This is a genomic window from Aeromonas tecta, from assembly GCF_000820185.1.
GTDB classification, from domain to species: Bacteria; Pseudomonadota; Gammaproteobacteria; order Enterobacterales; family Aeromonadaceae; genus Aeromonas; species Aeromonas tecta.
The window spans coordinates 19,842-33,032 of record NZ_CDCA01000022.1 but is presented as its reverse complement, the minus strand read 5'-3'; the positions used below and the strand labels follow the sequence as shown (position 1 = coordinate 33,032).

The window sequence follows — 13,191 nt, the reverse complement described above, 5'->3', positions numbered from 1 at the left end:
AGGCGGCATCAGATAGCCAATGCTGGTGTGCGAGGGGCTGGCCGTGATGGCAGCCGCCGGGGGGGCGGTGTATAGTAGCGCCCCTTTTTGATGAGCGCGGCCATTGCCTCTCTGCCATGCAGGGGGAGGGCCGCTAACGTGGTGATGAGGAAGAGAGCGAGATGAATCAATATTTGCTGGTAGCCAACCTGTTGGGTGAACTCACCGCCGAGTTGCAACGCCTCGATCGCTGGCAAGCCGATCATCCGGGGGCAGAGGCGCTGGCGAGCGAGCTGCCATTTTGCGTCGACACCCTGAGTTTTGATCAATGGTTGCAGTTCGTGCTGATCCCGCGCATGGAGCAGCTGGTGATGTTACAGGCGCCGCTGCCAACCAGCGTCTCTCTCTACCCCATGGCGAGTGAAGTCTACAAAGAAGAGCTGGCCGAGGTGGCAAATCTGCTGCGCCTGATCGGCCGTTTCGATCTGCTGCTGTCCGGCAAGATAGTGGAGCAGTGATGCGGGTTTCTTCCTCTCTGAGCCAGATGACGGCGCGGACCGACGCTATGGAACGCCTTGTGCGTCTCAACCACCGCAATAATATGCTGATAATGGCTAGTTCAGTGGTGCAATCATGACGCTAACCCTGCTTTATCAGGATGACTGGCTGGTGGCGGTCAACAAGCCGTCCGGTCTGCTGGTGCACCGCAGCTGGCTGGACAAGGCCGAGACCCGCTTCGCCATGCAGATGACCCGGGATCTCATCGGGGGTCGCCACGTCTATCCGGTACACCGGCTCGACAGGCCCACCTCCGGGGTGCTGCTGTTTGCATTGGATCCGGCTGTCGCCCGCACCCTGACCGAGGCCTTTGCCGCGCGGCGGGTGCACAAGGAGTACCTGGCGCTGGTGCGCGGCTGGGCGCCGGAGCAGGGGCTCATCGACTATCCGCTCAAAGAGCAGCTGGACAAGATCGCCGATGCCATGAGCAGACCCGATCGCCCCGCGCAGGATGCCGTCACCGCGTTTCGCCGCCTGCACCAGGTCGAGCTGCCCCATGCGGTGTCCAAGCAGCATGCCACCAGTCGCTACAGCCTGGTGCGGCTCTTTCCCAAGACGGGCCGCAAGCATCAACTGCGCCGCCATCTGGAACACCTGTTCCACCCCATCGTCGGCGACACTACCCATGGTGATGGCCGTCATAACCGCTTCTTTCGCGAGCACTACGGTTGCGAGCGATTGTTGCTGGTGGCCCATAAGTTGAGCTTCGAGCACCCGGTGCTCAAGGTACCGATGCGCATTCAGGCGCCGCTCGGGCCTGAGGTGTTGGCGCTGTTCGCCAAGCTCGGCTGGCCCGCCAGCGAGAGTGATTACGCGCTCTAGCCATCTTCCCGATCTGTTGCCTCTGACTTGGCTGTGGCATGCTGTAGCCACGCCAGTCAGAGGAACAGGTTATGGATCAGAGAGATATCTCGCTAACAAACGTGTGGACCCCACTTCTTTCGAAAGGTGAGTGCCAGGATCATTGGTTGCATCCGGCCCTTGGCACTGCTCAGAGGAGTCGCTGATGGCGGAGATAGATATCCTGGTCGGCACCGTATATGGCTCGGCCATGCTGGTGGCCGAGACCCTGAGCGAGCACCTGCAAGCCCGTGGACATCTGTGCCGGGTCTATGACGAAGCCGAGTTGGAAGACATCGACTCGTCCCGCTTCCTGCTGCTGATCACCGCGACCACCGGGCAGGGTGACATCCCCCCCAATCTGCAAGCCTTTGCCAGCGCGCTGACCGACAGAGCACCCTATATGAAAGGCTGGCGTTATGCCCTCATCGCCATGGGGGACAGCAGTTATGAGCACTTCTGCGGGGCGGGTCGCCAGTTGGATGCGCTGTTGCAGGAGCTGGCGGCCGAGCCGCTGGTTCCCCATCTGGAGATAGACGCCACGCTGGAAGATGAACCCGAAGTGGCGGCCATGGCCTGGTTGAAAAGCTGGGAAAATAAACTGTAATTCGCTTGCCCCCACATTCTAATTTTGTCCCCCATCGGCTTGCCGCTGGGGGACAATTATTTTGGGGCTCACTTGATCTTCTCCTCAAATATATCCTGCACTTTGTCAGGTTATTTTCTTCACTGGAACTGTGCTTGAAAAGCCATTATTCATCAGAACAGCGACAAATCAGAAAATTAAAAGTTCCGCATTGAAAGCGATTTCAGTCATGTTTTCGTCATGGAATTGAATCATCGCAACTTATTCCTCGACGCGAATTAATATTTGAAAGCGTTTTCTTGGGTGTTCTATTGCGCATTTTGTCACTTTAGTTGGGTTTATATTGCGATCAATGCCGTTCCAGCACTGTGAATTCGCCCGTCAGGATGACGATGGGTGATTTGTCGCCGTTTTGTGAATCAGCTCATGTTTGTCACGAAATTGGCTACTTATAATCGACTCCGGTTATCGCTGAATAGTTTTTCGGTGATAAGAACTTGAATAAACAGGCTCATACTCCCAGCGGGAATAAGGAAAATGAAAATGAAAGCAAAGTGGCTCCCGATTGCAGCAGCAGTAACCGCTGCCCTGGCTTCCCAAGCCGCCTTCGCCGTTGATTTCCACGGCTACTTCCGTTCAGGTGTTGGTGTTTCCGGTGACGGCGACATGGTTAAATACAACGTCAACAAGGTTGGCCGTCTGGGTAACGAAAACGATACCTATGGCGAAGTGCAATTGGGTCAGGAAGTTTTCAACAAGGACGGCAAAACTTTCTACGTAGATTCCATGTTTGCCATGTCTTCCAACGGTTCCAATGACTGGGAAGGGACTGGTACCGTCTGTAACTTCGACGCCAAACAGTGCAGCGGCGACTCCGACTTCGCACTGCGTCAGTTCAACGTACAAGCCAAGGGTCTGCTGGGCTTTGCACCGGAAGCTACCCTGTGGGCTGGTAAGCGTTACTACCAACGTCACGACATCCACATTTCCGACTTCTACTACTGGAACATCTCCGGTGCCGGCGCCGGTATCGAAGGCATCCAGGCCGGTCCTGGCAAGATCTCCTTCGCCTGGGTTCGCAACGACCGCAGCGCTGCTGACGTATTCGGTCAGTACACCCAAACCAGCCCGGGCGTATACCAGAAAAACGAAGATCTGAACGTCAACACCCTGGATCTGCGCTATGCAGGTATCCCGCTGTGGCAAGACGGCTCCCTGGAAGTGGGTATTGACTACGCACTGGTCAATGAAACCGACGCCCAGAAAGATCTGAAAAACGACAACATGAAAGACGGCGTCATGCTGACCGCCGAACTGACCCAAGGCATCTTCGGTGGCTTCAACAAGACCGTGCTGCAGTACGGTACCGAAGGCTACTCCAAGACCATGGCCTTCTACGGTGACGGCTCCTGGTACGGTGCAGAAGCTAAAGACGGGGCCGATGGCTACCGTATCATCAACTGGGGCGTCATCCCGATGGGGAACTCCTGGGAGATGGGCCACCAGTTGGTCTACGGGGTAGGCAACGAGATGTGGGATGGCAACGACAAGACCGAGACTTTCTCTGCCGTTGTTCGCCCGATGTACAAGTGGGATGACTTCAACAAGACCATCTTCGAAGGCGGTGTGTTCAAGGACAAGACCAGCTACACCAACGGTGCAGCGTCAGACAAGGACGGCGGTTACAAGCTGACCCTGGCTCAGGCCTGGTCTGCCGGCTCCAGCTTCTGGGCCCGTCCGGAAATCCGTGTGTTCGCTTCTTACCTGGCTAACACCGAGGACAAGGAAGTGTTCGAAGGCAACACTTCCAAAGATACCTATCAGGTTGGTGTGCAAGCGGAAGCTTGGTGGTAAGCACTATCTTCAGTTAAGTTAGTCACTGCCCCCTTTTGGGGGCAGTTTTGTTTCACAGGATTTGGCAACCGGGTTATGGAGATAAGAAGAATGAAACTGGTAAAGATGTCTATCGCGGCCGTGGTTACCGCGCTGTTGGCCGGTTGTTCCGGTAGCATGGTGGTACCTGTACAGGAGCATGCCTCCATCCTGAGCAATGCCGATCAAGCCAAGCAGGCGCTCTCTCAAGCCACTAGCTGCTGCAAGGGCTTCAACGAATTCAACTATGTTTCTCTGCCGGAAGGCGACACGCTGTTGGCCATCGATGGCAAGCAGCCCAGTTATCAGTTTGACGAAGGCATGAGCTACTTTGCCGCCTATCGTCTGCCGACCAATACCGGCAATCTGGCCATCACCCTGGCGTCCCAGGTGAGCAAGACGGTCATGGTTCCCAAGGTGATTATGCTGGACGCCCAGTTCAAGGTAACCCGCGTGCTGGGTGAATCGGCCTTTACTTACCAGCCGGCCTATCTGCTCGACAATGACCGAATTGAAGGCAAGCTGTACGTCGATCGCAGCATGCCAGGCAACCCGGCCACCGAAACCTATATGGTGGTCTACGCCCCGACCGATGAGCTGGCGGGTAGTACCACCATCTTGCACCCGGCCAAGGCCTTTGCCCGCGCGAACAACACCGTCGTGCCGGACATCAAGGATCCCGTCATTCCGCATTCTCCCTGGGGCCTGGTACAAATCAAGGTCACCGATACGGCCAAGGGGCAGGGTCTTGAGGCGGTATTCAAACCCGAGTACTCGGATAAGGTAGCGATGAGTCAGGCCAAGCCTGCCACTGCTGCGGTGGCGGCTACCGCTGCAACAGCCACGACGGCAGCCGTGGTGGCGGCCCCCAGCAAGCCGGTACCCGCCATGTTGAGCGAGACCGAAAGCTTCTATAACAGCCAGATCGAGAAGGCTGTGAAGGCGGGCGATATCGACAAGGCGATGCAATTGGTGGGTGAAGCAGAGCGTGCCGGTTCGACCAAGGCAAAATCCGTCTTTATTGACGCGGTGAAACGGTCACAGAAAAACTAAATAGCCGTATTTAACCAGACTAATATTTATTTGAGGCCTCCTTGTTGGAGGCCTTTTTAATCGGTAGACTAGATCATAGAAAATAGCAATGCGTTACACTCTGTTACTTTGAGTTTCCTTTGGTATTAATTGGATGCCCTAAAATACAATGCGAAACAGCACTTCATGTTTATCCGTAATACTATAAAGATGTGGAATAATATTCCGAATTTCTGCTGATTTCCCCCTCCTAATTATCTTGTGATCTCTCCTCCAAATTCATTATTCCCTTCGGCCAGATGGAAGAAATTCCGATATCGCTGAGTTATATTTATCTGGTCAAAATAAACAAACCCGGTCGAATTCAGTACAAGGTCAGATGACGAAGGCTGCCATCTATAAATTGACTGGATCGTGTACGGAAAAAAATCCATCCAGGAGCGCACACATGTTAAAAAATGCATTCTCTAATCTGCAGAAGGTCGGTAAGGCGCTAATGCTGCCCGTATCGGTCCTGCCCGTTGCAGGTATTCTGCTGGGGGTGGGTGCTGCCCACTTCAGCTGGTTGCCGGAAATTGTCTCCCAATTGATGGAGCAAGCCGGTGGTTCCGTCTTTGGTCAGATGGCGCTGCTGTTCGCCGTGGGCGTCGCCCTTGGCTTCACCAATAACGACGGTGTATCCGGTCTGTCAGCCATCGTTGGCTACGGCATCATGGTCGCCACCCTGAAGGTGATGGCACCTGTGATGGGCGTCGAAAGCATCGATACCGGTGTCTTGGGGGGTATCCTCGCCGGTGGTGTGGCTGCCTGGGCGTTCAACCGCTTCTACAAGATCCAGTTGCCTGAGTATCTGGGCTTCTTCGCCGGCAAACGTGCCGTTCCCATCATTACCGGTTTCGTTTCCATCGGTCTGGGCGTCATCCTGTCCGTTATCTGGCCGCCGGTAGGGGGTGCCATCGGTGCTTTCTCCGATTGGGCTGCCAACCAGAACCCGGTCCTGGCCTTCGGTATCTACGGCGTGGTTGAACGCTCCCTGATCCCGTTCGGTCTGCACCACATCTGGAACGTACCGTTCTTCTATCAGGCGGGTACCTGTGTCAACGGTGCCGGTGAAACCGTACACGGCATCATGACCTGCTTCCTGACTGCTAACGACGCGACTCGCGCCGCTGGCAACGGCTTCGGTCAACTGGCCGGTGGCTACCTGTTCAAGATGTTCGGTCTGCCTGCTGCGGCCTTTGCCATCGCGCACTCCGCCAAGCCGGAAAACCGTGCCAAGATCGTTGGTATCATGGCCTCCGCTGCCCTGACCTCCTTCCTGACCGGTATCACCGAGCCAATCGAATTCTCCTTCCTGTTCGTGGCGCCGGTACTGTACGCAATCCACGCCCTGCTGGCTGGCCTGGCTTATGTGCTGACCAACTCCCTGGGGATCGTACACGGTCACACCTTCTCCAACGGCTTCATCGACTTCGTGGTGCAATCACCCCGTGCCGATCACATGCTGCTGCTGGTGGGTCTGGGTCTGGTCTACGCCGTCCTCTACTACGTGGTCTTCACCGTGGTCATCCGTGCCATGAACCTGAAAACCCCGGGTCGTGAAGACGAAGCGGCTGAAGAAACTGTCAGCCAGAGCAAAGACGAAATGTCTGCGGCCCTGGTCAGCGCCTTCGGTGGCAAAGAGAACATCGCTTCTCTGGATGCCTGCATCACCCGTCTGCGGGTCGGTGTGAAGGACGTGGCCAAGGTTGACCAGGCTGGTCTGAAGAAGCTGGGCGCTGCCGGTGTGGTGGTTGCTGGCTCCGGTGTTCAGGCCATCTTCGGTACCAAGTCCGACAACCTGAAAACCGAAATGGACATCTGGATGAAGAGCAACTAATGGTTGCCTGACATCGAGAGTTCCGAAGAGGGAGGCGCAAGCCTCCCTTTTTGTTGGGCGCGATTTAGTTGGGGGCTAGTGGGCCTATGCACGAGTGGTGGAAGGCAAGCCCGCCATGGATATCGGCTGGACATGGGCCGGACAGCGCCTAATAGCTTAACTTGAGTGGATGAATAGACTACTTTGGTTAACTGTGGTGGTTGTTTTCACTGCTTTTAGATCTAAAAAAGGCGCCCTGTGGCGCCTTTTTGCAATGGGGTAGGGGTTACAGCTTCTCCAGATCCCGCTCTATCTCGCTTATCTTGTTTTGCACCACTTTTTCCAGGTGGCGCAGGTCACGCAATATCTTCTGCTTGATGTCCGGGTCTGCCTGCAGGTGCACGCCCTGAGTCAGGCTGTCCAGCTCATCTACCACGTACTTGAGGTTGGCGTTGATCTCGGTGACATCCTTGTACTCATGGGTCCCCGAATCGATCAGTATGGTCTTGCGCTGGCGCGGATACTTGAACTTGACACTCTTGGCAAAGAACTCGCCCTTCTGCTTCTTGAAGTAGATCTTGAGGATGTCGTGATTGGCCTCCTGGCGCAGGGTGTAGCTGTCCACTGAGGTGGGCTCCTGGATCCCCAGGCTCTTCAGATTCTCGTACATCGGGCTTCCTTGGTTTGAAACGATCCTGACCCCTCCATCTTAACCGAGTCGGTGTGGCTTGCCTGTGACAGGGGCGCCAAAACAAAAAAGGCGCCATCAGGCGCCCATTTTAGTCGGCTGTATCAGCCACGCATTACTCGTCGATGGAACGCAGCAGGGCGTTGATACCGACCTTGGCGCGGGTCTTGGCATCCACCTTCTTGACGATCACGGCGGCGTACAGGCTGTACTTGCCGCACTTGGAGGGCAGGGAGCCGGAAACCACCACAGAGCCCGCCGGCACGCGGCCGTAATGGATCTCGCCGGTTTCGCGATCATAGATGCGGGTGGACTGGCCGATGAAGACGCCCATGGAGATGACGGAGCCTTCTTCGACGATCACGCCTTCAACCACTTCGGAACGCGCACCGATGAAGCAGTTGTCTTCGATGATGGTCGGGTTGGCCTGCAGCGGCTCCAGTACGCCACCGATGCCGACGCCGCCGGAGAGGTGCACGTTCTTGCCGATCTGGGCGCAAGAGCCGACGGTGGCCCAGGTATCGACCATGGTGCCTTCATCGACGAAGGCGCCGATGTTGACGTAGGAGGGCATCAGCACGGTGTTGGGGGCAATGAAGGAGCCTTTGCGGGCGGTTGCCGGCGGCACCACGCGCACACCGGCAGCCTTGAACTGATCTGCTGTGTAGTCGGAGAACTTGAGGGGAACCTTGTCGTAGTACTGGGCATCGTCGCCCTTGATGATGCCGTTGTCATTGATGCGGAAGTAGAGCAGTACCGCCTTCTTCAGCCACTGGTGCACCACCCACTCGCCGGCGATCTTCTCGGCGACCCGGGCCTTGCCGGAGTCCAGCAGCTCGATGGCCTCCAGGATGGCGGTCTTGGTGGCGGCATCGACGGAGCCGGGAGTGATGGAATCACGGCGTTCGAAGGCCGCTTCGATGATCTGTTGCAACTCGGTCATGACAGGTTTCCTTTAAAAAATTCCGTTTGTTGTATCACACTTTTCCAATTGTTTTTAAGGGCCCGGGCCGATTTCTTCGGAAGAATGGCGGCTTATTATGCTTTTACTGCTCAAGCGCTTGTTCTGATTGATAAATCAGAACGAAAAATGGCGCCCAGTGAGGCCGCCTCCAGACCGATCTGCTGCCTCATCATCGCCGGGTTCCTGAGGATTGAGCTGATTGACCAGCCGCTCCTCCAGCGCCTGCTGCTCGGCCAGGGTCAGGGGCTCACCGGCGAGCGTGGTGAGGCTGAAGAAATCCTCTACCCGCTCGCCGATGGTGGTGATCTTGGCGGCATGGAGCGACAACCCGCATTGTTGGAACACGGCACCGATGCGGGCCAGCAGACCTGGGGTATCGAGCGCCGTCAGCTCCAGCAGGGTGTGGCGACCCTCTCCCTTGTGGGGCAGGAACACCACCCGGGTTGGCACGCTGAATTGGCGGTGGCGCCGCGACAGCGGCTTGTTGCGCAGCACCAGCTTGCCCGGCTCCTGCAGCGCCCGCTCCAGCGCCTTCTTGATGGTGGCGGTGCGGTTCGGGCTGATGGGCTCGCCATTGGGCTCCAGCACGATGAAGGTATCCAGTACGTAGTCGCTGCGCGAATTCATGATCTGGGCGTCGTGGATGTTGAGGTTCTTCTGATCCAGCGCCGAGGCCACGGTGGCGAACAGGTTCGGCGTATCGCGGCAGTAGATGAACACCTCGCTGCCACCGCGGGCGGGGTGCTTGCCGATGATCACCAGCGGGGCCGGGTTGTCGCCATGCTCGATGATCTTGCGGCAATGCCAGGCGATCTGCTCCGGGTTGTGGCGCAGGAAGTAATCGGCCTTGAAGTCGCTCCACAGGGCATTGATCTTCTCCTCAGGCACGTCCCGCTGCCCCAGCAGCTGTCTGGCCTGGCGCTGGTTCTCGCGGATCTTGAGCCGCATGTCCGGCGGATTCTCCAGCCCCTGGCGCAGCGCTTTTTGGGTGACGAAGTAGAGCTCGCGCAGCAGGGTGCCCTTCCAGTCGTTCCAGAGGGTGTCGTTGGTGGCGCAGATGTCGGCCACCGTCAGGCAATAGAGCAAGTCGAGGTGCAGCTCGTCACGCACCTTCTGGGCAAAATCGGTCACCACGTCCGGATCGTAGATGTCCCGTCGTTGGGCGGTGACCGACATCAGCAGGTGGTGGCGCACCAGCCAGGCCACCAGTCGGCTCTCGTAGCGATCCAGTCCGTGCAGCTGGCAGAACTCCAGCGCATCGACGGCGCCGAGTTCGGAGTGATCCCCCCGTCGGCCCTTGGCGATGTCGTGGAACAGGGCGGCGATGCTGAGCAGCTCCGGCTTGCGCAGCTGGGTGAACACCTCATGGCAGAGCGGGTGGGTCTGGCGGCTGGCCGGATTGGCAAAACGATGAATGTTCTTGAGCAACCGGTGGGTGTGCTCATCCACCGTGTAGGCATGGAACATGTCGAACTGCATCTGGCCGACGATGAGGTTCCACTGGGGCAGGTAGGCCGCCAGGATCCCGTATTTGTGCATCAGCGTGAGCGGCTGGCCGATGCCATTGGGGTGGCGCAGCAGCGCCATGAACAGTCGGCGACACTCGGGCAGGTCCTGCAACCAGCAGTTGAGGGTACGCCGCGCCTCACGCAGCTGGCGCAAGGTGGCGGAGTGGATGCCGGCGATGTCGGGGTGCTGGGCTATCTGGTAGAACAGCCGCAAGATGGCGGCGGGATCGCGGCCAAACAACTCGGGATCCACCGCATCGATGAGCCGACCACGCAGTTGGAACTCGGGACAGAGGCGGCGCACGTCCATGGCGGTGTTGCCGAGAATCGCCTCGTCAAACAGTTGCAGCAGCATCTCGTTGAGCTCGGCCACTCGCCGCACCGTCTGGTAGAAGCGCTTCATCATCTGCTCGACCGGGCCGTTGCCTTCTCCCTCGAACCCCAGCATCTGGGCCACGGTGCGCTGGCGGTCGAACAGCAGGCGGTTGTCGCCCTTGTTGATGGCCATGTGCAGCGCGAAGCGCACCTTCCACAGGAAGTTCTGGCAGTCCAGCAGCTCGCGATACTCGGCCCGGTTAAGAAAGCCGTGGCTGGTCATCTCATAGAGGGTGGTGGCGCCGAAGTGGCGCCGGGCGACCCAGGCCAGGGTCTGGATATCGCGCAGGCCGCCCGGGTTGCTCTTGAGATCGGGTTCCAGCTTGTAGGCGGTGCCGAGGAACTGCTGATGGCGCTGGCGCTGCTCCTCGCGTTTGGCACGAAAGAACTCTTCACTTGGCCAGAAATGCTGGGGATGGGTGGCGGCCTGCAGTTGCTCGAATCCGGCCAAACGACCGGTGATGTAGCGCGCCTCGATGAGGTTGGTGGCGACCGTGATGTCGGCCCGGCCCTGCTCGATGCACTCACTCACGTTGCGCACCGATTGCCCCACTTCCAGCTTGAGATCCCACAGCAGGGTGATGAACTCGCCGATGCGCAGCCCCAGCACCTCGTCCAGCTCGTCACCTTCATAGAGGATGAGCAGGTCGATGTCGGAATGGGGGTGCAATTCGCCGCGGCCATAGCCGCCCACCGCGATCAGGGTGAGGGTTGTCTTGTCGAAGCCAAATTTGTGCCACAGCCGGGTCAGCAGCGCATCCATGTACTCGGAGCGGGTCGCCACCAGTTCGATGATGTTGTCACCGGCATCGAAGCGCTCGTGCAGCCAGACAAGGAAGCGGCTCAGGTACTCTTTGCAGTTCTCGCGGGTGAGTTGATCATCGGGCAACAGGTGGGGGGAAAGCAGGCTGGCGTCCATGGCATCTCGCACGCAGAGCGCCCGGTTGGGCGGCTTGATAAAAACAAAACCCCGGTGCCAGTTTTGATGTGGCGCCGGGGCTTGATGTTAACCGTGTCTGATGAAACGCTCGATGGCGTCATCGGGGCGCAGGGTCAGCACCTCGCAGCCATCGTCGGTCACCAGCAGGGTGTGCTCCCACTGGGCAGAGTCGCCGCCATCCTTGGTGGTCACGGTCCAGCCATCCTTCGGATTGACACGGCAGTGATATTTCTTGCTGTTGACCATGGGCTCGATGGTGAAGCACATGCCGGGCTTGAGCTCCTGCTTGCCGCCGTTGCGGTAGTGCAGGATCTGCGGCTCTTCATGGAACTCGGCGCCGATGCCGTGACCGCAATAATCGCGTACCACGGAGAAGCCGGCCTGCTCGACGATGGGCTGGATCACGGCGCCAATCTCGGTGATGCACATGCCGGGACGCACCCGCTTGATGGCTGCGTACAGGCTATCCTGGGCCACCTTGCACAGCTGACGGCGCAGCGGGGTGGTCTGGCCGACGATGAACATGGCAGAGGTGTCGCCGTGGTAGCCGTCTTTGATGACGGTGATGTCCAAGTTGATGATGTCCCCTTCCCGCAGCTTCTTGTGGTTCGGGATGCCGTGGCAGATCACATCATTGACCGAGGTGCAGATTGACTTGGGAAAACCGTGATAGTTCAGCGGCGCAGGCACGGCCTGCTGCACGTTGACGATGTAGTCGTGGCACAGGGTGTTCAGCTCGTCGGTGGTGACACCGGCGTTGACATGGGGGGCGATCATGACCAGCACATCGGCAGCCAGCTGGCCGGCAATGCGCATCTTTTCAATCTCTTCCGGTGTCTTGATTTTAATGGACATGGGATCTCTCTTGGGGCCTGACTTCTCATCTTGCGATGACCAACAAATCAGGTAATGAAAAATAGATGCGTTTGCAATCAGGGCAAAATTTTATCCCCAACCCCTGTTTACTTCCAGTGTGATTGTCATCACAACGTCAAATCTCGTGCCCAGCATCGGTCATGGGGATCCATTTTTAGCGCGCTGGCGGATGGTGTCCAGACCAAAGTTATGGTATAAAGCGCGCCGGAATGGGGAACTTGTGTCCGCATTTCATCACCCTTACTCAATAACACACACACATCGACACCTGTACCGGGGTGCCCCTTTGGGGTCGGTTACATGGGATGTGTGGAGGCCTAACCCCAATACAGAGGTATAAAATGGCTAAAGTTTCTATGCGCGACATGCTGCAAGCCGGCGTTCACTTCGGTCACCAGACTCGTTACTGGAACCCGAAAATGAAGTCCTACATCTTCGGCGCCCGCAGCAAGGTTCACATCATCAACTTGGAAAAAACCGTTCCGATGTTTGACGATGCCATGAACTTCATCAGCTCCGTTGCTGCCAAGAAAGGCAAGGTACTGTTCGTTGGTACCAAGCGTGCCGCGTCTGAAGCCGTAAAAGATGCCGCCATTCGTTGCGACCAGTTCTATGTTAACCACCGCTGGCTGGGCGGCATGCTGACCAACTGGAAAACCGTTCGTCAGTCCATCAAGCGCCTGAAAGATCTGGAAACCCAGAGCCAAGACGGTACCTTCGAAAAGCTGACCAAGAAAGAGGCGCTGATGCGTACTCGCGAAATGGAAAAGCTGGAGAAGAGCCTGGGTGGTATCAAGAACATGGGCGGCCTGCCTGACGTTCTGTTCGTTGTCGATGCCGACCACGAGCACATTGCTATCAAAGAAGCCAATAACCTGGGTATCCCGGTCGTTTCCATCGTTGATACCAACTCCAACCCGGACGGCGTTGACTATGTCATCCCGGGTAACGACGATGCTATCCGTGCTGTCAACCTGTACCTGAATGCTGCTGCTGACACCGTACTGGAAGCTCGCGCTCAGGACATCGTTGTTCAAGCCGAACAAGATGGCTTCGTTGAAGCTGAGTAATTGATAAGGACTGAAAAGCCCTTATTAACCAAGCTGATGTAATTG

11 protein-coding genes are annotated in these 13,191 nt (G+C 57.4%); 7 read left to right on the top strand and 4 right to left on the bottom strand.

Annotated features, from left to right (window positions below; translation table 11 throughout):
• The first annotated feature begins 161 nt into the window (after positions 1 to 161).
• The 6 genes from BN1137_RS07220 (at position 162) to ptsG (ending at position 6,746) form a co-directional block, all read left to right on the top strand.
• A complete protein-coding gene (locus BN1137_RS07220) occupies positions 162 to 497 on the top strand; it encodes a YqcC family protein (protein ID WP_050717953.1) in 336 nt (111 codons plus the stop codon).
• A 115-nt stretch (positions 498 to 612) separates the two neighbouring features.
• On the top strand, positions 613 to 1,359 hold the full coding sequence (truC, locus tag BN1137_RS07215; protein WP_050717952.1) for a tRNA pseudouridine(65) synthase TruC: 747 nt from the start codon (positions 613 to 615) through the stop codon (positions 1,357 to 1,359).
• A gap of 184 nt (positions 1,360 to 1,543) precedes the next feature.
• A complete protein-coding gene (locus BN1137_RS07210) occupies positions 1,544 to 1,984 on the top strand; it encodes a flavodoxin (RefSeq protein ID WP_050717951.1) in 441 nt (146 codons plus the stop codon).
• Positions 1,985 to 2,506: 522 nt separating this feature from the next.
• A complete protein-coding gene (locus BN1137_RS07205) occupies positions 2,507 to 3,817 on the top strand; it encodes a maltoporin (protein WP_050717950.1) in 1,311 nt (436 codons plus the stop codon).
• Between the two features lie 90 nt (positions 3,818 to 3,907).
• A complete protein-coding gene (locus BN1137_RS07200; protein WP_050717949.1) occupies positions 3,908 to 4,888 on the top strand; it encodes a MalM family protein in 981 nt (326 codons plus the stop codon).
• A gap of 427 nt (positions 4,889 to 5,315) precedes the next feature.
• A complete protein-coding gene (gene ptsG, locus BN1137_RS07195; protein WP_050717948.1) occupies positions 5,316 to 6,746 on the top strand; it encodes a PTS glucose transporter subunit IIBC in 1,431 nt (476 codons plus the stop codon).
• Between the two features lie 265 nt (positions 6,747 to 7,011).
• Here ptsG and BN1137_RS07190 read toward each other — a convergent pair whose 3' ends face one another.
• The 4 genes from BN1137_RS07190 to map form a co-directional block, all read right to left on the bottom strand.
• Entirely contained in the window at positions 7,012 to 7,395 is a 384-nt protein-coding gene (locus tag BN1137_RS07190; protein ID WP_050717947.1) for a DUF3461 family protein, read from the bottom strand.
• A gap of 133 nt (positions 7,396 to 7,528) precedes the next feature.
• Positions 7,529 to 8,356 (bottom strand): 2,3,4,5-tetrahydropyridine-2,6-dicarboxylate N-succinyltransferase, encoded by an 828-nt coding sequence (gene dapD, locus BN1137_RS07185; protein WP_050717946.1) that lies wholly within the window; start codon positions 8,354 to 8,356, stop codon positions 7,529 to 7,531.
• A 135-nt stretch (positions 8,357 to 8,491) separates the two neighbouring features.
• The gene (gene glnD, locus BN1137_RS07180) at positions 8,492 to 11,179 is read right to left on the bottom strand and encodes a bifunctional uridylyltransferase/uridylyl-removing protein GlnD (RefSeq protein WP_050717945.1); all 2,688 of its coding nucleotides are present in this window, start codon (positions 11,177 to 11,179) and stop codon (positions 8,492 to 8,494) included.
• Positions 11,180 to 11,266: 87 nt separating this feature from the next.
• Positions 11,267 to 12,055 (bottom strand): type I methionyl aminopeptidase, encoded by a 789-nt coding sequence (gene map, locus BN1137_RS07175; protein ID WP_050717944.1) that lies wholly within the window; start codon positions 12,053 to 12,055, stop codon positions 11,267 to 11,269.
• A gap of 362 nt (positions 12,056 to 12,417) precedes the next feature.
• Here map and rpsB point away from each other — a divergent pair, with 362 nt between their 5' ends.
• Positions 12,418 to 13,146, top strand: coding sequence for a 30S ribosomal protein S2 (gene rpsB / locus BN1137_RS07170; RefSeq protein ID WP_050717943.1), 729 nt, complete (start codon positions 12,418 to 12,420; stop codon positions 13,144 to 13,146).
• Positions 13,147 to 13,191: the final 45 nt, after the last annotated feature.

Excerpts from the sequence above, each read along its gene's own strand:
- BN1137_RS07220 (WP_050717953.1), top strand. The coding sequence starts at position 162 with ATGAATCAATATTTGCTGGTAGCCAACCTGTTGGGTGAACTCACCGCC.
- truC (WP_050717952.1), top strand. The coding sequence starts at position 613 with ATGACGCTAACCCTGCTTTATCAGGATGACTGGCTGGTGGCGGTCAAC.
- BN1137_RS07210 (WP_050717951.1), top strand. The coding sequence starts at position 1,544 with ATGGCGGAGATAGATATCCTGGTCGGCACCGTATATGGCTCGGCCATG.
- BN1137_RS07205 (WP_050717950.1), top strand. The coding sequence starts at position 2,507 with ATGAAAGCAAAGTGGCTCCCGATTGCAGCAGCAGTAACCGCTGCCCTG.
- BN1137_RS07200 (WP_050717949.1), top strand. The coding sequence starts at position 3,908 with ATGAAACTGGTAAAGATGTCTATCGCGGCCGTGGTTACCGCGCTGTTG.
- ptsG (WP_050717948.1), top strand. The coding sequence starts at position 5,316 with ATGTTAAAAAATGCATTCTCTAATCTGCAGAAGGTCGGTAAGGCGCTA.
- BN1137_RS07190 (WP_050717947.1), bottom strand. The coding sequence starts at position 7,395 with ATGTACGAGAATCTGAAGAGCCTGGGGATCCAGGAGCCCACCTCAGTG.
- dapD (WP_050717946.1), bottom strand. The coding sequence starts at position 8,356 with ATGACCGAGTTGCAACAGATCATCGAAGCGGCCTTCGAACGCCGTGAT.
- glnD (WP_050717945.1), bottom strand. The coding sequence starts at position 11,179 with ATGGACGCCAGCCTGCTTTCCCCCCACCTGTTGCCCGATGATCAACTC.
- map (WP_050717944.1), bottom strand. The coding sequence starts at position 12,055 with ATGTCCATTAAAATCAAGACACCGGAAGAGATTGAAAAGATGCGCATT.
- rpsB (WP_050717943.1), top strand. The coding sequence starts at position 12,418 with ATGGCTAAAGTTTCTATGCGCGACATGCTGCAAGCCGGCGTTCACTTC.